Source organism: Pseudomonas sp. MAG002Y, from assembly GCF_019400845.1.
GTDB lineage: Bacteria > Pseudomonadota > Gammaproteobacteria > Pseudomonadales > Pseudomonadaceae > Chryseomonas > Chryseomonas luteola.
The window spans coordinates 36201-62069 of the sequence record NZ_WOEJ01000010.1 but is presented as its reverse complement, the minus strand read 5'-3'; the positions used below and the strand labels follow the sequence as shown (position 1 = coordinate 62069).

At 56.0% G+C, this 25869-nt stretch carries 15 protein-coding genes and 1 pseudogene; 11 read left to right on the top strand and 5 right to left on the bottom strand.

Annotation, left to right across the window (positions count from 1 at the left end):
- The first annotated feature begins 66 nt into the window (after positions 1–66).
- From treZ to GM154_RS15335, 9 genes and pseudogenes are all read left to right on the top strand, one after another.
- Entirely contained in the window at positions 67–1866 is a 1800-nt protein-coding gene (treZ, locus tag GM154_RS15375; protein ID WP_219652688.1) for a malto-oligosyltrehalose trehalohydrolase, read from the top strand.
- Positions 1863–3938, top strand: coding sequence for a 4-alpha-glucanotransferase (malQ, locus tag GM154_RS15370; RefSeq protein ID WP_219652687.1), 2076 nt, complete (start codon positions 1863–1865; stop codon positions 3936–3938). Before treZ ends, malQ begins: the two co-directional genes overlap by 4 nt.
- Positions 3935–6739, top strand: coding sequence for a malto-oligosyltrehalose synthase (treY, locus tag GM154_RS15365; RefSeq protein WP_219652686.1), 2805 nt, complete (start codon positions 3935–3937; stop codon positions 6737–6739). Before malQ ends, treY begins: the two co-directional genes overlap by 4 nt.
- Positions 6739–7086: a DUF2934 domain-containing protein gene (locus tag GM154_RS15360; protein WP_019365612.1), complete on the top strand. Its 348-nt coding sequence runs from the start codon at positions 6739–6741 to the stop codon at positions 7084–7086. Before treY ends, GM154_RS15360 begins: the two co-directional genes overlap by 1 nt.
- 646 nt (positions 7087–7732) lie before the next feature.
- Positions 7733–7861 (top strand): annotated as a pseudogene (locus GM154_RS15355) (general stress protein); the annotation flags it as partial.
- 372 nt (positions 7862–8233) lie between these two features.
- On the top strand, positions 8234–10432 hold the full coding sequence (glgX, locus tag GM154_RS15350) for a glycogen debranching protein GlgX (protein WP_010798370.1): 2199 nt from the start codon (positions 8234–8236) through the stop codon (positions 10430–10432).
- Positions 10429–11190, top strand: coding sequence for an endonuclease/exonuclease/phosphatase family protein (locus tag GM154_RS15345; RefSeq protein WP_019365610.1), 762 nt, complete (start codon positions 10429–10431; stop codon positions 11188–11190). Before glgX ends, GM154_RS15345 begins: the two co-directional genes overlap by 4 nt.
- Positions 11187–12431: a cardiolipin synthase ClsB gene (clsB, locus tag GM154_RS15340; protein ID WP_219652685.1), complete on the top strand. Its 1245-nt coding sequence runs from the start codon at positions 11187–11189 to the stop codon at positions 12429–12431. Before GM154_RS15345 ends, clsB begins: the two co-directional genes overlap by 4 nt.
- A 32-nt stretch (positions 12432–12463) precedes the next feature.
- Positions 12464–13471, top strand: a complete 1008-nt coding sequence (locus GM154_RS15335; protein ID WP_150347349.1) for a YbhN family protein — start codon at positions 12464–12466, stop codon at positions 13469–13471.
- A gap of 15 nt (positions 13472–13486) precedes the next feature.
- On the opposite strand, the gene GM154_RS15330 is transcribed toward GM154_RS15335, so the two are convergent.
- The 5 genes from GM154_RS15330 to GM154_RS15310 form a co-directional block, all read right to left on the bottom strand.
- The gene (locus GM154_RS15330) at positions 13487–14212 is read right to left on the bottom strand and encodes a polysaccharide lyase family 7 protein (protein WP_219652684.1); all 726 of its coding nucleotides are present in this window, start codon (positions 14210–14212) and stop codon (positions 13487–13489) included.
- A 200-nt stretch (positions 14213–14412) separates the two neighbouring features.
- Complete coding sequence (gene glgB, locus GM154_RS15325) at positions 14413–16644, bottom strand: 1,4-alpha-glucan branching protein GlgB (RefSeq protein WP_219652683.1); 2232 nt, start codon at positions 16642–16644, stop codon at positions 14413–14415.
- Complete coding sequence (treS, locus tag GM154_RS15320; RefSeq protein WP_219652682.1) at positions 16641–19973, bottom strand: maltose alpha-D-glucosyltransferase; 3333 nt, start codon at positions 19971–19973, stop codon at positions 16641–16643. Before treS ends, glgB begins: the two co-directional genes overlap by 4 nt.
- An 18-nt stretch (positions 19974–19991) precedes the next feature.
- On the bottom strand, positions 19992–21995 hold the full coding sequence (locus tag GM154_RS15315) for an alpha-1,4-glucan--maltose-1-phosphate maltosyltransferase (protein ID WP_219652681.1): 2004 nt from the start codon (positions 21993–21995) through the stop codon (positions 19992–19994).
- A 285-nt stretch (positions 21996–22280) separates the two neighbouring features.
- Positions 22281–23297: a zinc-dependent alcohol dehydrogenase family protein gene (locus tag GM154_RS15310; protein WP_219652680.1), complete on the bottom strand. Its 1017-nt coding sequence runs from the start codon at positions 23295–23297 to the stop codon at positions 22281–22283.
- Between the two features lie 179 nt (positions 23298–23476).
- Between GM154_RS15310 and GM154_RS15305 the strand changes: the two genes are divergently transcribed.
- The gene (locus GM154_RS15305; RefSeq protein WP_074826592.1) at positions 23477–24391 is read left to right on the top strand and encodes a LysR family transcriptional regulator; all 915 of its coding nucleotides are present in this window, start codon (positions 23477–23479) and stop codon (positions 24389–24391) included.
- A 169-nt stretch (positions 24392–24560) separates the two neighbouring features.
- Entirely contained in the window at positions 24561–25793 is a 1233-nt protein-coding gene (gene mexE / locus GM154_RS15300) for a multidrug efflux RND transporter periplasmic adaptor subunit MexE (protein ID WP_219652679.1), read from the top strand.
- Positions 25794–25869: the final 76 nt, after the last annotated feature.

Genomic DNA, 25869 nt, shown 5'->3' with positions numbered 1-25869 from the left:
GCGCGCACCACAAACCGAACCTGCACCCACGTGCCTTACCCTGCCCTCCACTGGGAGACAGAACGCATGAAGGACTTGTCACGCCCGTCCAAAAATAACCGCTACGCCTGGCAATGCACGGCTGGCGCCACTCTTCTCTCCGACAATCGTACCCAATTCTGTTTCTGGGCCCCCAGCGCCACGGCTGTCGACGTAGTGCTAGATGGCGGCATGATTGTTCCCATGCAAGCCCTCGATGGGGGTTGGTTTAGCGCTGAAGCCGCCTGTGGTGTCGGCACACGCTACCGCTATCGTATCGGTGACCTTCTGGTTCCCGATCCTGCGTCCCGGGCCCAGGCGGGTGACGTACATGAAGCCAGCATTGTCATTGATCCGCATACCTATGAATGGCGTCATACCCAATGGAGCGGCCGCCCCTGGCACGAGAGTGTTATCTACGAGGTCCACGTCGGTACGCTGGGTGGATTCAAAGGCGTTGCAGATATTCTGCCCAAGCTGGCTGCACTCGGAGTCACGGCCATCGAGCTGATGCCGCTGAGCGAATTCCCTGGCGGTCGCAACTGGGGTTATGACGGTGTGCTGCCCTACGCCGTGGAATCCTCCTACGGCACGCCTGAAGATCTCAAGGCCATGATCGATACGGCCCATGAGCATGGTCTTATGGTGTTCCTTGATGTGGTCTACAACCACTTCGGCCCGGACGGCAACTACCTGCACGCCTATGCCGAAAAATTCTTCCGTGAAGACATCCACACGCCCTGGGGTGCAGCCATCGACTTCCGTCAACAGGCCGTACGCAGCTATTTCAAGGACAATGCCCTGATGTGGCTGATGGAATACCGCTTCGACGGCCTGCGCTTCGATGCGGTCCATGCCATTGGTGACAAGGGTTTCCTCATGGAAATGGCAGACGAGATTCGCTCAACGGTCGAGCCGGGTCGCCATGTGCATCTCGTTCTGGAAAACGAGGACAACACCGCCTCCCTCCTGGGCGGCGTACATTACGATGGGCAGTGGGCGGATGACTGGCACAATGTGATTCATCCCATGATTACCGGTGAGAACGAAGGGTACTACCAGGACTTCACCCAAGACGCCACTGCCAAGCTGGTTCGTTGCCTGAGCGAGGGCTTTATCTACCAGGGCGAAGACACTCGCCACGGCAAGGGGCGCGGGGAGCCGAGCAGCCATCTGCAACCAACGGCCTTTGTCATCTTCCTGCAGAACCACGACCAGATTGGCAACCGTGCCCTTGGTGAACGCCTGACCCTTCTCGCCCCAGAGAATGCTCTAAAAGCCGCTACGACTCTCTTGCTGCTCAGCCCCATGATTCCACTGCTCTTCATTGGTGAGGAATGGGGTAGCCGGCAGCCCTTCCTGTTCTTTACCAGTCATAACGAAGAGTTAGCCAAGCTGGTAAGAGACGGTCGCCGCAACGAGTTCAAGGATTTCGAATTTTTCACCCATGAGGAAAACCGGGAAAAGATCCCGGACCCTAATGCGGTTACCACCTTTGAAGATTCGAAGCCCAATTTTGGAGAAGCGGACCAGCCAGATCATGCCTTGTGGGTCGGACTCTACAAAAAGCTTCTCGAGATTCGCCATCAGGAGATTATTCCGCGTCTGCCTGGTGCTCGTCCGGCAGAGGCTAAAGCGTTAGGCGAAAAGGCGGTCACCGCCTGCTGGACGCTGGGTGATGGTGCCCGCCTTACGTTGGAAATCAACCTGAGCGAGCAAGCCGTTTCTGTCGATGCCAAGCAACCGGGTCGACTGCTCTTCGCCAGCACGGATAGCGGTCTCTCCGAGCGCGAACAAGGCCAACTGGCTGGGCATACCGCCCTCGCCTGGCTGGAGGATGCTCAATGAACGATTCTGACCAACTGCACGCACTGGCAGAAAAAGCCGGCATCTCCATTCACTGGGATGCCTACGACGGCACGCCTCAACAGGTATCGGATGAGGCCTTGTGTAGTCTGCTCGCCGCGCTTGGCTTGCCCGCAGATTCGGAGGCGGACATCAAGGCCAGCCTGGCCAAACTGGATGAGCTGGAAGACAGCGAAAACCTTCCTCCCCTCATTACCGGAGACTGCAACAAGCCTGTCGGCCGGACAGGTCAGTTCAAGGCTGGACAGACCTATGCGCTTACCCTTGAATCGGGTAGCAGCGTGACCGGCAAGGTGGACGGGAACGGCCAACTCGCGCCCATCGACACCATGGGCTATCACACCCTGAAAATAGGTGAACAGCAGGTCACCCTAGCGATCGCACCCGAGCGCTGCTACAGCATTGCCGATGCCCTGGGTAAACCCGAACCGCGAACCTGGGGTTTGGCCGTGCAGGTGTATAGCCTGCGTCGTCCCGGGGACGGTGGCCTGGGTGATCTCAAGGCGCTCGAAGAGTTTGTCCGCTCGGCGGCAGAGCTGGGCGCCGATGCGGTTGCTATCAGCCCGCTGCATGCCATGTTCAGTGCTGACGGCAATCGTTACAGCCCCTATTCACCCTCCAGCCGGATGTTTCTCAATATTCTGAATGCTTCTCCTGCCGCGATTCTGGGTGAGGAAGCGCTACAGCACGCCTTGGACAAGACTGGTCTGGCGCAGGAGTGGTCCCGCCTGGAAGGACTGGAGATGGTCGACTGGCCTGCCGTAGCCAAGACTCGCCTGCGTGTACTCAGGGCGCTGCACATGGACTTCCGCGTGAAAAGCGGTGAGTTGCAGGATGATTTCAAGGCCTTCCGCCAACAGGGTGGCGAAGCGCTGGAAAACCACTGCCGGTTCGAAGCGCTACACGCATCCTTTGCCCATGGTACCGCGGCGCCCAGCTGGCAGCACTGGCCAAAGGAATATCAGGATCCTCAAAACCCTGCCGTCGCCACGTTTGCGGAAACTCATGCACAAGACGTGGAGTTTTACGCGTTCACGCAGTGGCTGGCCGCCCGCGGCCTGGAAAGCGCGCAAAAGGCTGCCCAAGCGTCAGGTATGAAAATCGGCCTTGTTGCTGATATTGCCGTAGGCGCCGATGGCGGCGGCAGTCAGGCCTGGAGCCGGCAGGAAGAGCTGCTGTCATCCGTCAGCGTAGGAGCGCCACCCGACCTGCTTAACCAGCGCGGCCAGGGCTGGGGCATCTCTGCATTCTCGCCGTCTGGTTTGCAGCGCCACGGCTTTCGGGCATTCCTTGAAATGCTCAAGGCGAATTTTGCCCACGCAGGCGGTGTACGTATCGACCATGTGATGGGTCTGCAACGACTGTGGCTGGTGCCCGAGGGCGCCTCACCGGCCGATGGCGCCTATCTGTCTTATCCCATTCAAGACATGCTTCGTCTGGTGGCGATCGAGTCCTGGCGTAACGAATGCATTGTCATGGGTGAAGACTTGGGCACCGTACCGGAAGGGTTTCGTGAGCATCTGATGGAAAAGTCCATCATGGGCATGCAAGTGCTGATGTTTGAGCGCGACGAGGACCAGAACTTCAAAGAGATCGAAGATTGGAACAATACCTCCATCGCCATGACCACGACGCACGATCTTCCTACCATGACTGGCTGGTGGATTGCGCGTGATGTCGAATGGCAGGCCCGGCTGGAACAGTTGGCGGAAGACACCACCGAAGAAAAAGAAAAGCAGAAGCGTGCAGAGGATCGCCAGCGCCTGGCCAAGACATTGGGCCTGAAAGATACCAGCCCTGATAGCGCCAAAGCGGCTGTGGATGCCTGCATAAGCCATATCGGTAGAACACCGGCACCGCTGGTTATCCTGCCGGTTGAAGATGCCCTGGGCCTGGAAGAACAAGCCAACCTGCCCGGCACCATTGATAGCCACCCCAATTGGCGCCGTCGCTGGCCGGATCAGGCCAGCACCCTACTCAATAACGAAACCCCCAAGCGTCGCCTGCAGTTACTGGCGGCAGCCCGTCAAGAAGCGGAGAGCCACTCATCATGAGCCCAGTGCGCGCGACTGTTCGCCTGCAGTTTCACAAGGACTTTACCCTGGACGATGCCATTCCCCTGGTCGATTATTTTGCCGACCTGGGCATCAGTCATATCTATGCCTCCCCCATCACCACGGCCAGAGCCGGCTCGGTTCACGGCTATGACGTTGTGGACCCTACCCGTGTCAATCCTGAATTGGGCGGTGAAGAGGCCCTGCGCCGTTTGGTTGCCCGTCTGCGCGAGCGTGGCATGGGACTGATCGTCGACTTTGTACCCAACCACATGAGCGTGGGCGGATCGGAGAATGCGTGGTGGCTGGATGTGCTCAAATGGGGACGCCATAGCCCATACGCTAAATTCTACGACATCAATTGGTACAGCCCCGACCCTGAATTGCATGGTCAGCTACTGCTGCCTTTCCTGGGTGGCGCTTATGGTGACATCCTGCAGGCCGGTGAGTTGAAGCTGGTATTTGATGAGGAAGACGGTTTCCGGGTCGAGTACTACGCGCACCATTTCCCTATTTCACCGCCTACTTACGCCGATATCCTACGCGCAAGCGATGCCTCCGAGTTGCGCCTGTTTGCCGATGCGTTCGAGGCCCGCGAGGGTGACCGTGAAGGCGCCAACGAGGCCGTTACCCAGTTGGCAGAAAGTGCTCGTCAGAGCCCTGCAGTCAAGGCAGCGCTGGACCAATGCCTAGCAGCTTTCGATGCAAGCGACGCGGCCAATCACGAGCGTCTGCATGCGCTGCTGGAGCGTCAACATTACCGCCTGGCAAGCTGGCGTACCGCTTCCGACGATATCAACTGGCGCCGCTTCTTCGATATCACCGAATTGGGTGGCCTGCGCATGGAGCGCCCCGAGGTCTTCGACGCGCTGCATGCCATGATTTTCCGACTGATCGGCGAAGGCTTGATCGACGGTCTGCGCCTGGACCATATCGACGGTCTGGCCAATCCCCGTGGCTATTGCCGTAAGCTGCGTCGACAGATCGATACGATCTGCCAGAGCCGTCCCAACGGCACACCTGAAGGCGGCTTCCCCATCTATGTGGAGAAGATCCTTGCCGAGGGCGAGCACCTGCGTGGCGACTGGGGCATTGACGGCACCACCGGCTATGAGTTCATGAACGAAGTGTCGGGGGTTATGCATGATCCGGCCGGCGAAAAACCTCTGAACGAATTCTGGGCTGAAAAGACCGGACGCCCAGCCGACTTCATGGAAGAAGTTCGTGAGGCGCGCCGCCTCGTGGTGACTACTGCACTGGCCAGTGAATTCGAATCCACTGCGCATACCTTGCATGTTGTGGCTCAGCAGGACTGGCGTACCCGTGACATCAGCCTGGGTTCCATTAGGCGCGTCTTGCTTGAGCTGATTACCTACTTCCCGGTTTACCGCACTTACGCCAGCGTGGCTGGCTTTACTGGCGAGGATGAAAAGTTCTTCCAGAAGGCCGTAGACGGTGCGCGCCCCAATCTTTCGGAAGCCGAGCTACCAGTACTGGAACTGCTGCATGAATGGTTGGGTGGCAAGGCTCCCTGCCGTCAGCCGGTGGGTAGCGTGGCACGTCGCGAGCAGCGTCGCGCTATTACCAAGTTCCAGCAGCTGACCTCACCTGTTGCAGCCAAGGCCGTGGAAGACACCTCCTGTTACCGCTCAGGCGCTCTGCTCTCGCGCAACGATGTAGGGTTCGACCCACAAAACTTCAGCCAGAGCATAGAAGAGTTCCATGCAAGCAGCAAACTGCGGTCCGAGCAGTTCCCACGCAACATGCTGACTACCGCGACCCATGACCACAAACGCGGCGAAGACACACGAGCACGCCTCGCAGTCATCTCCGAAATGGCTGATCTCTATACCCAGGCCGCAACCCGCTGGTTGGAGATGGGTTCAACGCTGCGGGGAACCTTTGCTGACAAGCCTGCCCCTACCCCGGGTGATGAGCTGATGCTCTACCAAACCCTGCTGGCCAGCTGGCCGCTTGATCTGGTAGCCGATGACAAGCAGGGGCTTCAGGCGTATCTGGATCGTCTCCTGCCCTGGCAGGAAAAAGCCTTACGTGAAGAGAAGCTTGAGTCAGACTGGTGGACGCCCAATACCGAATACGAAGCAGCGTGCCGTAATTTCCTGGAACAATTGATCACCGGTGAAAAAGGTGGGGCACTTCGTAAGGAAATTGTCGAGACGGTAGCCCGTATCGCTCCTGCAGGTGCGCTGAACGGCATGACCCAGACGGTGCTTAGAATGACCGCACCCGGTATACCGGACCTCTATCAGGGATGTGACTTCTGGGATCTGAGTCTGGTCGAGCCTGACAACCGCCGCCCGGTGGACTACCCGCCTCGCATCGCTGCGCTGAAAGAGGCCAAGGCCCCGGCAGAGCTGCTTTCCAGCTGGAAGGATGGCCGCGTTAAGCAGAGTGTGATTGCAAGAACCCTGGCGGCTCGTACCTCCCATGCGGATGTATTTCTCAAGGGCCAGTACATACCGCTGGAAGTCTCGGGAGCACAGGCGAGCCACGTACTGGCATTCGCCCGTGAGTATCAGGGCAAGGCCGCTATCATTATTGTACCGCTGCGCGTTTGGCGCTTCATTGGGGAGAACCCTATTCCCTCTTTTGAGGCATCAGCATGGCAGGACACCTCTGTAAAAGTGCCAAAACAGTTCATCGATCAAATTTTTACGGAAACTTTCAGCCATTCATCTGTCCATGTGAAACAGAGTGAACTTTCATTAAGCGAGCTTCTTGCGAGCTTTCCTCTTGGTTTATTGATTACACAAGACCTGTCACAAGGAGAGACATTATAATGAGTCAACGCACCGAACGCATTCAGCAGCTCGCCTACCAGATTTGGGAGTCCGAAGGTCGCCCTGCTCATCAAGAGCATCGCCATTGGGAAATGGCTACCAAGCTCTATGAAGCCGAGCAGCAGCAAGGTGTAGCGCCTGAAGCTGCAGCAGCGCCTGTAGCCAAGCCCAAGAAGCCTCGTGCAACCAAGCCCAAGGCTGCCTCGCTGGCCGAAAAAGCGGTCGAAAAGGTCAAGGAAGCCGTCAAGCCCAAGACTGAAAAGCCTCCGGTCGAAAAAACTACAGCTGCCGCTGCAGCGCCCAAGAAGCCCCGTGCTCCGCGTGCCAAGGCCGTACCTAAAGAGTAAGTCCTGCCTTAATGTCTCTGCCCCTTCTGCTACTAGCAGAAGGGGTAAACACTTTTCTCTTTGATATGTGGCTCTGCTTATATATCAAAAGGCCATATACCTTTTATCTGGATACTATCAACAGCCGATAAAAGGCTGGAACTAGCCTTCCCTCTGCGTATCAATTCCAGCACTCGATTCAAGGTGTTCGGGTGTAATTTTAATCCTATGAGAATTGATGCCATGGCACACCGTCCTGAAGTTCCTCAACCTGACCCGATCGTAAGTGACAATCCTGCTAAGATGCCTAGCTGCATTGAGTTTGAACCACGCGATCTAGACGGCTGGCTAACTTCCGAGCCTAATTGCTGCCAACTAAATGCCAATCCACACACGGCGGATTTTAATTAATCAGTTAAGACTCAAATAAATAGGTCTTACCATGCGCCATCTATTTGCAGGTAATGTTCTCAACCTACCATTTAAGCAAGCGATGAGCATCCAAAAAAGGCCTGGACCGCTCGTCAGCCGTGGGCTCTAGCGGGTGAACCGTAGCCTCATGAGGCTATCCCATACAGTGAAGGGTTAGCAGTTAATAGCGGTAATAACTGCTATTTCCAGAAACCAACGTGAGGGTAAATTCATGACTGCCAAGAACAACAATCCTGGTAATTTTGCCAATGATCGTGAAAGAGCGGCCGAGGCCGGACGTAAAGGTGGCCGTAATAGCGGAGGCAACTTTGCCAATGACCGTGAGCGTGCAGCTGAAGCCGGCCGCAAGGGCGGTTCTAAATAAAAGGTGTTGATCTTCTGACTCGTTACTAAGTTGTACGGATCACAATTAAAAAGGCGGAAAAGAATGAATATTCTTTTCCGCCTTTTTAATTCAATCTGAAATTTATAACTCTACAAATCTTATACACGAAACCTTATAAAAATAACTATTTATTTATTGAAACTTGCGCTGCTTCGCTCTAACCGGCATGACACACGTCCTTTCGGAACTGCCAGCATTCGGGAGCCTCTATACCTATGACGTACAAGAAGGTCCGGAAACATCACGTTACCGGATGGTTGAAAGTGCCTCGCTCCAGATAGAGCCGGTACCGTTACCTCAATACAGGCAGCACCTGGTTGAGCTCTAAGACATAGACCTGAGTCGATTACTATGAGCGCTAACAAGCCTAGCGATAGTTCTGAGAAGACCCAAAACGCTTTCGTCAACCGCACGACATCCCGCATTCGCGAAGGACTGCCCTATCCCCTGGGAGCCACCTGGGACGGCTCCGGCGTCAACTTTGCCCTGTTTTCGGCTCATGCTACCAAGGTTGAGCTTTGCCTGTTTGACCAGGATACCCTTGAAGAGATCGAGCGCATCGAGCTGCCCGAGTACACCAATGAGATCTGGCACGGCTACTTGCCTGACGCACGTCCGGGGACGTTGTACGGTTATCGTGTACACGGCCCCTATGAACCAGAGGCAGGCCATCGCTTCAACCACAACAAGCTACTGATCGATCCCTATGCCAAGCAGATCGTAGGTGAGCTTGAGTGGAACGATGCGTTGTTTGGTTACACCATTGGCCATCCTGACGGTGATCTTTCGTTCGATGAACGCGACAGTGCACCTTATATGCCTCGCTGCCGCGTGATCGATCCGGCCTTTACCTGGGGTACTACAGAGAAGCCCAAGGTACCGTGGGACCGTACTGTCTTTTACGAGACCCATGTCCGTGGTTTCACCATGCAGCATCCTTCAGTGCCGGAAAACACCCGCGGCACATTCTCCGCGTTCCACGAAAGCGATGTTGTCGATTACATCCGTTCGCTAGGTGTGACGTCCGTCGAGCTGATGCCCATCCACTACTTCCTGGATGACAACCACCTGCTTGAGAAAGGGCTGCGTAATTTCTGGGGCTATAACACCCTGGCCTTTTTTGCCCCTCATGCCCGCTACATGGCCAGCCAATCCATCGGCGAGTTCAAGATCATGGTTGCGCGGATGCACAAGGCCGGCCTTGAAGTCATTCTCGACGTGGTCTACAACCATACAGCCGAAGGCAATGAGATGGGCCCGACCCTCTCGCTCAAGGGGATCGATAACGCCAGTTACTATCGTCTGATGCCGGATAATCCCCGGTATTACATCAACGATACCGGTACGGGTAATACACTCAACATGAGTCACCCTTGCGTATTGCAGATGGTGACTGACTCCTTGCGCTATTGGGCAACCGAGATGCGTGTGGATGGCTTCCGCTTTGACCTTGCTACCATTCTTGGCCGCGAACCCCATGGTTTCGACGAAGGCGGCGGTTTCCTCGATGCCTGCCGTCAGGATCCGGTACTCAATCAGCTCAAGCTTGTTGCCGAACCCTGGGACTGCGGTCCAGGCGGCTATCAGGTGGGTAATTTCCCACCCGGCTGGATGGAGTGGAACGATAAATTCCGCGATACGGCACGGTCCTTCTGGAAAGGCGATGACGACAAACTTGGCGACTTTGCCAAGATCGTTCTCGGCTCGGGTGATCAATTCAACCAGCGTGGCCGCAAGCCGGCGTCGTCAGTCAACTTTGTCACTGCTCACGACGGCTTTACCCTCAACGATGTAGTGTCCTACAACGACAAGCACAACGAAGCCAATGGCGAGGGCAATAACGACGGCCATTCAAATAACCTGTCCTGGAACTGTGGCGTAGAAGGTGAAACGGACGATCCGGAAATCATTGACCTGCGCTACCGCCAGATGCGTAATTTCCTGGCAACCCTGTTCTTCTCCCAAGGCACACCGATGCTGTTGGCGGGCGATGAGTTCGCGCGGACGCAAGGCGGCAATAACAACGCCTACTGCCAGGACAGCGAAATCGGCTGGATAAACTGGGATATCAAGGAACGCAGTGCTGAGCTCCAGGACTTCACGCGCCGACTCATCGAGCTTCGTATGAAGTATCCGTTACTACGTCGTAGCCGCTTCTTTACTGGCGTATACAACGAAGCGCTGGATATCAAGGACGTCACCTGGTTAATGCCCAGCGGTGAAGAAATGGGCATGGAACAGTGGCAGGACGGCAGCAATCGCTGCATGGGCATCCTGCTTGACGGTCGTGCGCAACCTACGGGGATTCGCCGTGCCGGCTCTGATACGTCGCTTCTGATGATCGTAAATGCCCATTACGACATGGTGGATTTCACACTGCCCCAAGTGCCTCAAGGTGAGCACTGGGTTTTGCAGGTTGATACTAATCAACCTGATTTGTTGGAAACGGGCGACACCTTTGCGTTTGGCGATGTCTATCAAGTAACAGGACGGTCATTTCTGTTGTTCGAATTGACCAAGCAAACCAAACGGAGGAAGCGTCAAGCATGACGAACGCAACAAAGGGTTTCTCGTTCAAGATCCTCACTATCAACACGCATAAGGGCTTTACGTCCTTCAACCGCAAGTTCATCTTGCCGGAGCTGCGTGACGCAGTGCGCACGACATCGGCTGATCTCGTGTTTCTGCAAGAAGTGTTGGGTACGCACGAGAAGCACCCGTTGCGCTTCGAGAACTGGCCAGCGGCGCCGCAGTATGAGTTTCTGGCTGATTCCATGTGGACCGATTTCGCCTACGGGCGAAATGCGGTTTACCCGGATGGCCACCATGGCAACGCCGTACTGTCCAAGTTTCCGATCGTGACGTACCAGAACCTTGACGTGTCCATTACCGGCCCGGAAAAGCGCGGCTTGCTGCATTGTGTGCTGCGCGTTCCGGATCATGACGTTGATATCCACGCGATCTGTTGTCATTTGGGGCTTAGGGAAAACCACCGTCTGCAACAGCTGAAACTGATGTGCAAGCTCATCGAAAATCTGCCGGAAGATGCGCCGCTGGTTGTTGCAGGCGACTTCAATGATTGGCGCCAACGCGCCAGTGATGTGCTCAAGGCAGGTGCAGGGCTTGAGGAAGCATTTCTGAACGCCAACGGGCAACACGCCAAGACATTCCCAGCGCGTATGCCTATGTTGCGATTGGACCGGATCTACACACGCAACCTCACGGTGCGTACCCCTGAAGTCTTATCCAACCGCCCTTGGTCTCACCTGTCCGATCATGCCCCGCTGGCTGTGGAGTTGTGTGTATGAACCCGCAATGGCGAGACGGCAATCGAATTGAGCTCCTGGAGAATGGTGAAGAATACTTTCCCCGGGTATTTGAAGCCATCTCCCAGGCCAAGCGGGAAATCCTACTGGAAACCTTCATTCTGTTTGAAGACAAGGTAGGCAATGAGCTACACCGTGTATTGATAGAAGCAGCCCGGCGTGGCGTACGCGTTGAGGTCACGGTGGATGGCTACGGTTCGGCGGAATTGACCAAGGACTTCCTTGATAAACTCGTGCTTGCCGGTGTTCGCTTCCGCTTTTACGATCCGCGCCCTCTCTTCATGGGGCGTAGGACCAACCTCTTCCGCCGTCTTCATCGCAAGATCGTTGTCATTGATGCTGAGATCGCTTTTGTTGGCGGTATCAATTTTTCTGCTGATCATCTGGGTGATTTTGGTCCTACGGCCAAGCAGGACTACGCAGTAGAAGTCGAAGGCCCTATCGTAGCCGATATTCATCGCTTTAGCCTTGAGGCACTGGGCAACAGCGAAGAGCCTCGTCGCTGGTGGGGTCGACGCCGCAATGAGCCTGCTCGCAACGACTTCCCCGGTGATGCACAGGCGCTGTTCGTTTATCGAGACAACGAAGAGCATCGTACGGATATCGAGCAGCACTATATCGAGATGATGCGAAGCGCCAAGCGTGAAATCATCATTGCCAATGCCTATTTCTTTCCCGGTTACCGCCTGTTGCGTGAGCTGCGAGACGCGGCCCGGCGTGGCGTGAAGGTCAGACTGATCGTCCAGGGCGAACCGGATATGCCGATCGTGAAGGTCGGTGCACGAATGCTTTACAACTACCTTGTACCTGAGGGCGTCGAAGTCTACGAATATTGCCGCCGCCCTCTGCATGGCAAGGTGGCGCTGATGGACGATTACTGGGCTACGGTAGGCTCCAGCAACCTGGACCCCTTAAGTCTTTCTCTTAACCTCGAATCCAATCTCATCTTCCATGACCGAGCCTTTAATCAGGTCTTGCGTGGTCGGCTCGAACAACTCATGGCGCAGCATTGTCAGCATGTGGACATGACCAAGGTGCCGCGCAAGACCATCTGGCACCTGGCCAAAACCATGCTGGTGTTTCACTTCCTTCGGCACTTCCCTGCCTGGGTAGGCTGGTTACCGGCACACACCCCTAAAATAGCGTTGGTCGAACCGCCCGCTCAATCGCATCTTGAACGATCCGATATAGCAGATCCGGAACGTGCGAGGACTCATACATGACCGCCACTCTAAGGCACTCTCAGGATGCCTCCGTGAAGTCGAAACCTTCTCCCAAAGGTAAAGTGTGGCCGATCGCCAAGAGGCTTCTGACCTACGCTTTTTTCATTGCCGTTACTGTTCTGCTCGTGATGTATGCCCGGCAGGTGAACTGGGTGCAGGTCTGGCATTCCATTCGCCAGTATGGCTGGACCGCTATCCTCATGGCCGTGGGCCTGGTTGTGGTCAGTTACATCATGTATGGCTTTTATGACTTGATCGGGCGAGCCTACTGCAGGCACAAGCTGGGCAAACGACAGGTGATGATCGTGTCGTTTATCTGTTATGCCTTTACTCTTACGCTCAGTACATGGGTAGGCGGCATTGGCTTGCGGTACAGACTCTATTCTCGCCTGGGTCTGGAAAGCGGCACCATTACCCGTATCTTCAGCCTGAGCCTGGCGACTAACTGGCTGGGCTACATCCTGCTGGCAGGCATTATCTTCACCGCCGGGCTGGTGAAGATTCCCCCACACTGGTACATCGGCAACATGACGCTACGGATGATAGGCATCGGCCTCGTCACCTTTATTGCCGTCTACCTGCTGTTCTGCCAGTTTTCCAAACGTCGCTCATGGACCATCAAAGGGCAAAACCTTAATCTGCCTTCCCTGCGCATGGCCTGTATTCAACTGGTTGTCTCATCCATCAACTGGATGGCAATGGGTGCCATTATCTATGTGCTGCTCGGACAGAAGATGGATTATGTGTTTGTGCTGGGCGTCCTGCTCATCAGCAGTTTTGCCGGTGTCATCACGCATATTCCTGCGGGCATCGGAGTGTTGGAAGCAGTATTCGTAGCCTTCATGGGCCATGAGCTAGATCAGTCGTACATTATCGCGGCACTGCTTGCCTACCGAGCCATTTATTTCATCGCTCCGCTGCTGATTGCCATCGTTGTGTATTTCTTTATGGAAAGTCGTGCCAAGAAAATTCGGGCACGAAACGAGGCCAAGATGGAAAAACAGGACGAACAGGCACAGGCCAAAGGTCCGGCAGCCTAACGGGCTGCCGAGTCCTTATCGGTTGTTGGGTTGATGCATGGTGACCAATCGGTTGAAGGTCACCTTACCCCCTTCGGTAGAAGGTCCCTCCTTGTCCTCCACATAAGCGCCCGCCTTAAAGTAAAGGTGGTAACTTGCCCAGCGCTGATCCAACTGTACAGACAGCTCCCCGTTTCCGCGCCCATGTGTAAAAAGCCTTACGCTCAGCACACCCGTCCGACTCAAGCGCAACTCATAACTGAACGGACCATCCAATGGAATGTTGCGTAGCAGAATTTGTGGCGGAATCTTGAGGGTGTCCGGCTTGGTACGAATCAAGGCCTCAACCTGTCCAGTGACAGGCGTTTTCCCCTCCATGGTAGGGTCCAGACGATAACGCAGGCTGATCAATGCTGAGTCCGGTGTACCCTGCCTATCTCCTACCGTACGGATCTGTCCGATAATCATCTTGCCACTGGAAGGCACTTGATTAACGCGCAGGTCAGCCTGCATCAGGCTGACGGAGTCTTCGTATTTCCAATTGTATTCACTGCCATCCGGGCGCGTTTCCCGAAGCTCAGTACTGGGATAGTTGAGTTCCGGCGTATAACGTCCTGTTACGGGAGCCCAGAGGGTCACGCTACCATCGGGAGTACGATAAAAGTAATCACTGCGGTAGTTGCGATTGAGTACGTTGGTCTCAATAACGACAGGACTGGATGGCTCGGGAATTGTCAGATTCCACTCTGCCAGATCTACCATGTGAGTCCTCCCTGATTACCTATAAAGACCCTGATCCGGTGCTACTGCATTAGTAGAACCCATAGCGTGTCAATAAAACGTGAATGATGCAAATAGCAGCCTGGCAACCTCGGCGGCAGTAACAGATCAGCTTCATTTACCTGCGGGAAAACGCAAGAAAAACGGCGCGTTAAGCGCCGTTTTCTTTTTTTGTCTTCCGATCAATGCTCGGGTCGAGTGCCAGGTCTCAGGATAACGACACCCAATGGCGGCAACTTCAGATTCAAAGAGGCTGGCTGGCCATGGCTAGAGGTTTCATCTGCCATAACGGCACCACTATTGCCAACACCACTACCGCCGTAAATATCGCTGTCGCTATTGAAGAGCTCCAGCCACTGCCCTCCTTCGGGGACGCCTATCCGATAGTCGCTACGGGGAACGGGTGTGAAGTTTCCAACAACCAGCAGGGGCCGCTTCTGTGAGTCGAAACGCAACCAGGCAAATACGCTGTTGGCAGAATCATCACCTACCAGCCACTGGAAGCCTTCCGGTTCGCAGTCATGCTCGTGCAGCATGGGCTCTGCCCGGTATAACCGGTTCAGATCCGCTACCAGCTTTTGTACACCCTGGTGGTTCTGATGCTGCAGCAGGAACCAGTCCAGTTCACGGTCGTGGCTCCATTCACGCCATTGACCGATCTCGGACCCCATGAACAGGAGCTTCTTGCCCGGATGCGTCCACATGAAGGACAGGTACGCACGCAGGTTGGCAAACTTCTGCCAATTGTCACCGGGCATCTTGTTCAGCAAAGACCCTTTGCCATGCACGACTTCATCATGGGAAATGGGAAGAACAAAACGCTCGGAATAGGCGTATACCATACCGAAGGTCATGTTGTGATGGTCGTAACGGCGGTAGATCGGATCACGCTCGATGTAATGCAGCGTGTCATGCATCCAGCCCATGTTCCACTTGTAGGAGAACCCAAGACCGCCCTCGGAGGTAGGCTTGCTGACACCAGGCCATGCGGTGGACTCCTCTGCAATCATCAACGCACCGGGCGCTTCTTCATGCACCACATCGTTCAAATGGCGGAGAAAATCGATTGTCTCGAGGTTCTCGCGGCCGCCATATTTATTGGGAATCCACTCGCCCTGCTTGCGGGAATAATCGCGGTACAGCATGGATGCGACCGCATCTACACGCAGGCCGTCTATATGGAAATGCTTGAGCCAATGCAGCGCAGACGACAGCATGAATCCGTGTACTTCATTGCGCCCAAGGTTATAGATGTAAGTGTTCCAATCCTGATGGAAACCTTCGAAAGGATGCTCGTACTCATAGAGTGCTGTACCGTCGAAACGCGCCAATCCATGGGGATCCGTCGGGAAATGCGCGGGTACCCAGTCGAGAATTACACCTATGTGCGCCTGATGGCAGGCATCTACGAAGGCTGCAAAGTCAGCCGGCGTGCCATGACGAGAGGTTGGAGCGAACTGCGACAGTGGCTGATAGCCCCATGATCCACTGAACGGGTGCTCCATTACCGGCAATAGCTCGATATGGGTAAAGCCCATTTCCTGAATATAGGGAATCAGCTGTTCAGCCAGCTCCCGCCAATTCAAGATGCGACCATCGTCGCCACCGTCACGACGCCACGAGGTAGAGTGCAGCTCGTACACCGAGAACGGCGCATGAACAGACTGGCGTTCCTTGCGCTGCGCCATCCAATCATCATCATGCCACTCGAATGGAGCCGGATCAGCCACTACCGAGGCGGTGCAAGGCGGTAGCTCCGTTGCCAAGGCGACTGGGTCAGCTTTTAGGGGCAATAACCCGTGCTGACCAAGGATTTCGTACTTGTATGAATCACCTGGCTTGATGCGGGGGATAAACAATTCCCACACCCCTGCACCGTGCCGTAGGCGCATCGGGTGACGGCGACCGTCCCAAGTGTTGAAGTTACCGACTACGGAAACCCGACGCGCATTCGGTGCCCAGACAGCAAAACGTACACCCTGAACACCGTCGATGGTCATCGCTTGAGCACCCAGGCATTGACCCAGCTGACGATGCTTACCCTCATTGATCAGGTAGATATCGACGTCGCCCAACAGCGTACCAAAGCTGTAAGGGTCTTCTGTCTCCTGTACGCCACTGGGCCAGCGGATCCTGAAGAAATACGTTGCCTGATAGTCCAGGCGGGCATAAAACAGCCCGGGAATCTGCCCGGCTTCCATATGGGCCAAGTGGCGACCGCTCTCACGCTCGACCAGCTCGACACCCAGCGCATTGGGTAAAAAGGCACGAACCAGAAACCCGGTACCATCCGGGTGAGGCCCCAAGATGGCAAACGGGTTGCCATGTTCTCCGCGAGCCAGCGCGTCCGCCTCTGGAGCAGACAGCTGGGCGTAGTCTGGTTGGTGGTTCTGGGGTGCTACGGCTTGAGTCATCCTTTTGCTCCCGAAATGAGCGAATCCACAATGGCGGCTACGCCGCGCAGCGGAATGTTGATCCAGTTAGGCCGATTGGCCGCTTCATAACCAATTTCATAAACGGCTTTCTCTAGCGTATAGAGATCCAGCGCTGCCTGCTCACCACGCTCGCTCCACTCATGGGCGATACCGGCAGCAGCCTCACGATAAGCCTTGAGGAAGGCAGCGTAAGCCGTTGTGCGATAGGTCTCTGCTGCCTGTCGCCGTTGACGCATTGCCTCTTCCGACGTATCGGCACCACTGTTACTGCTCATGGTGATCATGGCCGCCGCATAGTCAAAGGATCGCAGCAGACCTGCCACGTCCTTGTGCGGACCGTACTTGGCACGACGCTCGTCCAGCGAACGGGCAGGCTCACCTTCAAAGTCGATCAGGTAGGCATCGTCCTGAGACACCAGGACTTGCCCAAGGTGCAAATCTCCATGAACACGGATGCGCAAGCCACCCGCTACGTCTTCGGCAAGGGCTTCGATACGCTCGCCAAGTTCCTTGCGCTGAGACACCAACTTGTCGAGGTGCTGGGTGCTGGCGCTATCCAGGGAGGCGCGTTTGTTCTCAAGCGTATCCAGCGCAGCGTCAACCTGCTCTCGTACACGGTGAGCAAACGTACGCGCGGAGTCTGCATCGATCTTCTCGGGTGCAAACGCAGCGTCATCGGTGTCCTGGGCAAGCAAGGTGTGCATTTCACCCAGGCGCTGCCCCAGAATGGCGGCAAAGTTTTCCAGATCGGACATGGCAGTGAACTCGTTCTCCACCTCTGACAGACCTGCCTCCAACATGTCACGGGTTACCTGGTCCAGCTTGTCCAGCGTCCACTTCCAGGCATCTCCCTGGTTATGGATCTGAGGCTGCACCAGCATGAGCACATTGGGTGTGCCCTCTTCGTTGTAGCGTGTTACTTCTCCCAGCAAGGGCGCCATGTTGGCAAAGCCTTTGTCCGTCAGGAACCGACCCATTTCGACTTCAGGGTGAATACCTGTCGCTACCTTCCGGATCAGCTTGAGCATGTACTTGTCGCCTACAATGAGCGAACTGTTGGACTGCTCTACACCCATGTGCCGAATTTCAGTTTCATCGGTTGTAGTGAAGTTCTCGACATCCATGTACGGCTGGAAGCGGATTTCACCTGCAGGCGACTTCAGTACGGCCTGATCCTTGAAGGCCTTGAACACCCCATGCACAAAGCTGGTCAGCGTAAAGGCATCGGTAACCAGACCTACGTTACGAACATGGCGAATGCGGGACATCGCCAACTGGGTAGCCAACGGACTGCAATGCTGGTCACTCTCGGCCAGGAAGCCCAACGGCAAGGCATAGTGCTCCTGCCCCTTGGCATTTTTCACGCAGACTTCCATGAACAGCACGGGGAATTTCGGCGTTGGAATTTCCACAGCGTACATGAGGGTGACCTGCTGGATCGCCTCGTCCTTGCTGCCGAACCAGCGGCGCTTGGGCAGGTACAGCGGCAGGATTTCCTGTTCAAGAGCCTTGCGCGGCGTACCGCTGAGCAACTCTTGCAGATTCTTTTTGATGACGAGCGTTTGGAAGTCAGGCATGGTTTCTGGAGGCTCGGAGTGCCACGCAGGCATCTGTTCATTGCCTGCGAGGTAGAACCAATAAAATCCGTACGGCTGAAGTGTCAGCATGTAAGGCAGTTGGCCAATGGGCGGAAAGGCACTGCCTCCCAGCATTTCCACGGGCACCTTGCCTGCCATGGATGACAGATCCAGTTCGACGGCCTGGGCAGCACGCGACACGTTGGCAACACAGAGAATGGTCTCGTGCTCGCCTTCGGGCGTGGTGTAGTCACGCAAATACGCCAGAATACGGCGGTTGGTTGGCCGGAGCATCTTCATGGTGCCGCGACCAAAGGCTTTCTGTTGCTTGCGCACGGCCAGCATGCGGCGCGTCCAGTTCAGCAGCGAATGAGGATCGCGCGCCTGTGACTCTACGTTGATCGACTGATAGCCATATAGCGGATCCATTACCACCGGTAGCACGAGGCTGGCCGGGTCGGCACGGGAGAAGCCACCATTGCGGTCGACCGACCATTGCATCGGCGTACGTACGCCGTCTCGGTCGCCTAGGTGGATATTGTCGCCCATGCCGATTTCATCGCCGTAGTACATCGTAGGCGTACCTGGCATGGAGAGAAGCAGGCTATTGAGCAGTTCGATCCGCCGACGATCCCGCTCGAGGAGCGGTGCCAGGCGACGACGAATCCCCAGATTGATGCGCGCGCGCCGATCCGAGGCGTAAAAATTCCACAGATAATCCCGTTCCCGGTCAGTCACCATTTCAAGCGTCAGTTCGTCATGGTTGCGCAAAAAGATCGACCATTGACAGTTCGCTGGAATTTCAGGGGTCTGACGCAGGATATCGCTGATAGGAAAGCGGTCTTCCTGGGCGATAGCCATATACATGCGAGGCATCAGCGGAAAGTGGAACGCCATGTGGCACTCGTCACCCTCGCCAAAGTACTGCTGCGTATCTTCCGGCCACTGATTGGCTTCCGCCAGTAACATCCGGTCCGGGTAATTCGCATCGATCTCGGCACGAATCTGTTTGAGTACCGCATGGGTTTCGGGCAGGTTTTCGTTATTGGTGCCGTCACGCTCCACCAGATAGGGAATGGCATCCAGACGCAAGCCATCGACGCCCATGTCTAGCCAGTAGCGCATGATCGAGATCACCGCTTTCATGACCTGAGGGTTATCAAAGTTCAAGTCAGGCTGGTGCGAGTAGAATCGGTGCCAGTAATACTGCTCAGCGACAGGATCCCACGTCCAGTTGGACTTTTCGGTATCCAGAAAGATGATCCGCGTACCATCGTACTTCTTGTCATCATCTGACCAGACATAAAAGTTACGCGCCGAAGACCCTTTCTTCGCCTTGCGTGCACGCTGAAACCAAGGGTGATCGCTAGAGGTATGGTTGATTACCAGCTCAGTGATGACCCGCAATCCCCTTTTGTGCGCCTCGGCAATAAAGCGCTTGGCATCCGCCATGGTGCCGTAATCCGGATGCACTCCACGGTATTCGGAGATATCGTACCCGTCATCGCGGCGCGGCGACGGGTAGAACGGCAGTATCCAAATGGTGTTGACGCCCAGGCCAGCAATGTAGTCGAGCTTATCGATCAGGCCAGGGAAGTCACCGATTCCGTCGTTGTTGGAATCGTAAAACGACTTCACGTGAACCTGATAGATGACCGCATCCTTGTACCACAACGGGTCATTGATAAAGGCCGCCGGTTTGCGCGAGCGCGTTTTCTTTGGTTTCGCCATTTATAGTCTTCCTTTGGCCTAGATGGCCGGGCGGATACGCCATATGCCAAATGGCATGGAAGGATCGAGACGCGTCCATTGTGTTTTCCCGTGCCATGTCCAGCGGTGGCCGGTCATGAGGTCTTCGCCATGCATGGATGCACTGTCATCGAGTCCGAATTCCCACAAGGGGAGTTCAAAGTGGCCTTCCTGGGCGTTATGGGGATCAAGATTGATTGCCACGAGTACGAAATTGCTGAGATCAGGCGTGTACTTGCCGAACAGGATGATGTTGTCATTGAACACGTTGTAGAACTTGATCCCCAGATGTGTCTGGAGAGCAGGGTTCTGCTTGCGGATCCGGTTGAGCTGTGCAACTTCCGCCATGATGTTGCCCGGCGCATACCAGTTGCGGGGGCGCAACTCGTACTTCTCGGAATCCAGATACTCTTCCTTGCCGGGCGTTAGCGGCGCGCCTTCACACAACTCAAAACCTGAATACATGCCCCACAGGCCCGACCCCATGGTGGCCAGCGCTGCGCGAATCAAAAACCCTGGACGCCCACTGGTCTGTAGGAAAACCGGATTGATGTCCGGCGTGTTGACGAAGAAGTTGGGGCGATAGCATTCACGCCAGGGTGAACTGTTGAGCTGGGTGAAATATTCCGTCAGCTCAGCCTTCGTATTGCGCCAGGTAAAATAGGTATAGCTCTGCGAATATCCGACTTTGCCCAAACGCGCCATCATCGCTGGCTTGGTAAAGGCCTCGGCCAGGAACATGACTTCTGGGTCACGGCCACGGATATCCGCAATCAGCCACTCCCAGAACGGCAATGGCTTGGTATGGGGGTTATCGACCCGGAAAATCTTGACGCCCTGCTCCACCCAATGCCAGACCACGTCACGCAGCGCGAGCCAGAGGTCCGGGACGGAATCCTTGGCATAAAAATCGACGTTGACGATGTCTTGGTACTTTTTGGGCGGGTTTTCCGCGTAGCGCATGGAGCCATCAGGACGCCAGGAGAACCAGCCCGGATGCTCCTTGAGCCAGGGATGATCAGGTGAGCACTGGATGGCAAAGTCGAGTGCGATTTCAAGACCATGGTCAGCCGCTGCGGCAACCAGCTCACGGAAATCTTCAAGCGTTCCGAGTTGCGGATGTACGGCATCATGGCCGCCATCGGGGCTACCAATGGCATAAGGGCTGCCAGGCTGATCAGGGCCCGCACCCAGGGTATTGTTCTTGCCCTTGCGGTGGGCAAGCCCGATCGGATGGATCGGTGGGAAGTACAGGACGTCGAAGCCCATGTCACGTACACGCGGCAGCTCACCGATCACATCGCAAAAGGTGCCATGACGCTGCGGGTCATTAGTGATCGAGCGGGGAAAGAGTTCATACCAGCTGGCGAATTGTGCCTTGAGGCGCTCAATATCCAACGGGTACTCGACACTGTGAGTCAGATGCGGATAGGCATCGGCGTCGCGCATGTTGCGCTCAGTTTCCGAGCTAAGCAACAAAGCCACCTTGTCACCTTCGGTAGCGCACTGATCGAACCGTGCCAGCAAGGATTCCAGACCGGGCCGCACCTCGTCATCCGCACGAGTCAGGGCCTGTTCCAGATGGATGCGTCCTTCCTGCAACTCAAGTCCGATCGGCACACCAGCGCCATATTTCTTTTCAAGCTCGTAGCGGTAACTGCTGTATACATCCCACCACGCTTGAACGACAAATTCATGTCGAGCCACCTGTACCGGCGTGAACTCGCACAGCCAGAGGTCATTGGTTTGAAGCTCCAGCGGTACTCGCTGCCAGTCTTCAGCACCCTCCACGCGCCACAGTACGCAGGCGGCCAGCTTGTCGTGCCCGTCTGCGAAAATGGTGGCCTTTACGGTAATGGGCTGGCCGGCGATGCCCTTGGCAGCGAATTGTCCGTTATCCACTGTCGGGCTGACCGACTCGATGGCAATTCTCGGTGTTTGCGACGCCGTTTCCGGGTCATAAGGTAGATACGCGAGTGAACCGGGGAGATCGGTATTCGACATCGAGCCTGACTCCTTAAAGTGCTGTTGGCTGGCTCATGCCCAGCTTCCGGCGATCGGAACATCCTTCGATGCCTTGTGGCGGGTGCGGCGGAGGGTCATAACCTCTACCGCGCTGAGCCCAATAGGTATGAAATACTGAGCCGACGCCTAAGGGAAAAGTTCAGGCTATTGATGGAGATAAGTTGCAAGCAGCCGAACGGTTGACTCGGCTGCAGCACAGGCGGGGGGGGGGGGGAAGAAATCAGGCGTGTCGGGCAATGCACTGCAGGCGCACTGCCCGTCTACTTACTCAACGGTCAAGACGACCCGCCCCTTGAGGCATTCGTTTTCCACGAGCCGATGGGCTTCCACAAACTGATCAAACGGCAGCGTATGCGCAACGACGGGCTTGAGCAGACCATCCCGGGTCATTTGATTAATCACCGTCAGCGCGCGCTGTACCGCCTCGGCATGGGGCTCCAGACCAAGCTCTGGATGACCTGTAAAATCCAGGACGCTATGCCGGAAAATCTGCAGGTGTTTCTTGAACGCAGCGCAGGCCGGAAAGGACGCCTCGTTACCACCACCCATGCCGTAAATGATCAGCTTGCCCCGTGTCGCGGCAATATCACCCAGGCGGGACAGCTGCGGACCACATAGTGCATCCAGCACAACCTCAACGCCGCGGCTCTCGGTAAAACGCTCTACTTCCAGCACCAAGTCCTGTTCGTCGGTCGATACGACCTTCACAGCACCCAATCCTTTAAGCATTGCGCGGTTTTCCGACTCGCTGGTAGCCGCGATCACCTGTGCGCCCAACGCGGCCGCCAGCTGAACCACCGCCGGGCCGACGCAGTTGCTGGCTTCGGTGACTAACACCTGCTGTCCGGCCTTGAGTTGAGCCAGATCCACCAGAGCAAAATAGGCTAGGAGCAGACCGGCATAATGCACCGCCGCTTCAGCCGGCGTCAGCGTGTCAGGGTATTCGGTCAATGCCTGCTGGGGCATCAGCACCATGTCACCACTGGCCGGATACTGGTTGATCGAGTGGGCAGGAAAGCTGGCCACTCGCATGCCTGGTTGGAAATGGCGGACGCCCTCGCCCACGGACACAACCTCACCCGCCAGCTCAGAACCAAACCCAGCCGGCAATGTGGCAGGCTCATCGGCCAGGTTCTGCCGCCAGAGCACGTCGCCCCAACACACACCCAGCGCCTGTACACGCACCAGTACTTCCCCTGCACCAGGCTCAGGAGTGGGTTGGTTTTCGCAGCACAGGACATCAGCACTGCCGAACTGGTGAAAGCGAATCACACGGGACATCGCAAACCTCTTTGGTGGATTCCGTATGGCTACGGACTGTATCCAAGCTGGCGCCTCAACGCTACCCGCCCGTATCGATAGTTGTCATGAATGCCAGTGATGCAAGGCTTGACGCCGCCCTCGACTCACTACAGTCTCATGCGCTCGAACAAATGCATGGCCACGGTTAAGGGCATACCATGAATCGCAACGATCTTCGCCGAGTAGACCTCAACCTGTTGATTGTGTTCGAGACATTGATGCGGGAGCGGAGCGTAACCCGCGCTGCTGAAAAGCTCTTCCTGGGCCAGCCTGCCATCAGCGCCGCCCTTGCCCGTCTGCGCAGCCTGTTTGACGATCCATTGCTGGTCCGCACCGGCCGTACGATGGAACCTACACCCCGTGCCATGGAGATCTTCGGCCTGCTTTCACCAGCCCTGGACTCAATCTCCTCGGCCATGAGCCGCGCACAGAATTTCGAACCGGCAAGCGCCGATCGCGTATTCAGAATAGGACTGTCGGACGACGTCGAGTTTGCCCTGCTGCCGCCCCTGCTCAGGCGCCTTCGCGCAGAGGCACCCGGAGTAGCCTTGGTCATACGCCGAACCAACTACCTGAACATTTCCAGCCAACTGGCCTCAGGCGAGATAACTGTAGGCGTTGCCTACACCTCCGAGCTGCCCGCCAATGCCAAACGCAAGACCTTGCGGCGCTCGCGCTCAAAAGTGCTTCGGGCCGATTCCATTCCCGGCACGCTGACCTTGGACGACTTTTGTGCTCGCCCTCATGCTCTGGTATCGCCTGCTGGAGACCTGAGTGGCTTTATCGATGATGCGCTGGCCACGCTGGGCAAGCAGAGGCGCGTCGTGCTGGCAGTCCCCCAGTTCAACGGCCTGGGAACACTGCTGACCAATACGGATCTGCTCGCCACCGTCCCGGACTACACTGCCCAGGTACTGGCTTCCAACGGCGGCTTGCGCATCGAAGATCCACCTCTGGAGGTGCAATCCTTTGAACTCTCCATGGCCTGGAGCGGTGTGCACGATAACGACCCTGCCGAACGCTGGTTACGCTCTCGTATACAAATGTTTGTGGGAGATCCAGACAGTTTATAATAATGGGCTGGTATTACAAAGCTAAAGATAGTCTGCTATCGATATATTTGAAGGCTTTTATCATTTTGATCGATAGTTAAATTCAGAGTGTTCGATTCGATCGTGCCAGACCCTTGAGCCAGACTCCGCCGTACTTAAATTTTCCTCACTTTGTCCGGCGGAAACGAACATGGAACAGTCTTCCACTCTCTGGCGATCTTCTCTGGCATTAGCCAGCGTTCTATTGCTCAGTGCCTGCGACAACAAGCCTGATGCGTCGGCCACAGCACCAGCCAAGCCCAAGGTCAGCGCCGCTCAGGTCATCCAACAACCGATCACGGAATGGGATGAGGTTACCGGCCGCCTCGAAGCGCCCGAGTCTGTCATCATTCGTCCGCGCGTTTCGGGCTATATCGATCGGGTTGTCTTTCAGGAAGGCACCCTGGTCAAGAAAGGCGACCTGCTTTTCCAGATCGACCCCCGCCCCTTCCAGGCCGAAGTGAAGCGTCTGGAAGCGCAGCTGCAACAGGCCAAGGCTCATCTGGATCGGGCTCAGAATGAAGCGCAACGTGGCGAGCGCTTGCGCTCAAGCAATGCGATCTCTGCCGAAGTAGCGGATGCCCGCACCAGCGAAGCACTGGAAGCCAAAGCGACGCTTGCCGCTACGCAAGCCGAACTGGACGCAGCTCGTCTGAACCTGAGCTTTACTCAAGTTACCGCCCCCATTACAGGTCGCGTTGGCCGGGCCGAGGTCACCGCGGGTAACCTGGTAAATGCTGGGGAAAACCAGCTCACCACGCTGGTATCCACCGACAAGGTGTATGCCTATTTCGATGCTGATGAACGTGTTTTCCTCAAGTATTCCGACTTGAAACGCCAAGGTGTGCGGGGCGAAACCAGTCCGGTCTTTATGGGGCTTTCCAGCGAAACCGGCCACCCTCACCTGGGCAAGATGAACTTTCTTGATAACCAGGTTGATCCCCGTACAGGCACCATTCGTGGACGGGCCGTATTCGAAAACACCGATGGCCAGTTTACTCCCGGGCTCTATGCAAGGCTGAAGCTGGTTGGCAGCGGTACCTATAACGCGATGCTCATCAAGGATGAGGCTGTAGGTACTGATCTGGGCAAAAAATACGTGCTGGTAGTCAAAGACGACGGCACCGTGGATTACCGCTCGGTTGAACTGGGTCCGAAAATCGAAGGGCTGCGGATCGTCCGTACAGGTCTGGCCAGCAATGACAAGGTCATCATCAATGGCCTGCAACGCATCCGTCCAGGCTCCCAGGCAGACGCTCAGATCGTACCCATGGCTGACGAGGCCACCCTGGCTGCACTCAAGCATCAGCGCGAGCTGGTAGCGAAAAGCCTGCCTCTGCCGAACAAGCCGATTCAGCTTACTGCCAACGATACGCGTCGTTAACACCGTCTAACCCTGCCGCCAAGCCCATGCGCCTCGCTCTTCTACCAGAAGAGCGACGGTGCCCTGTTGCTCGCGT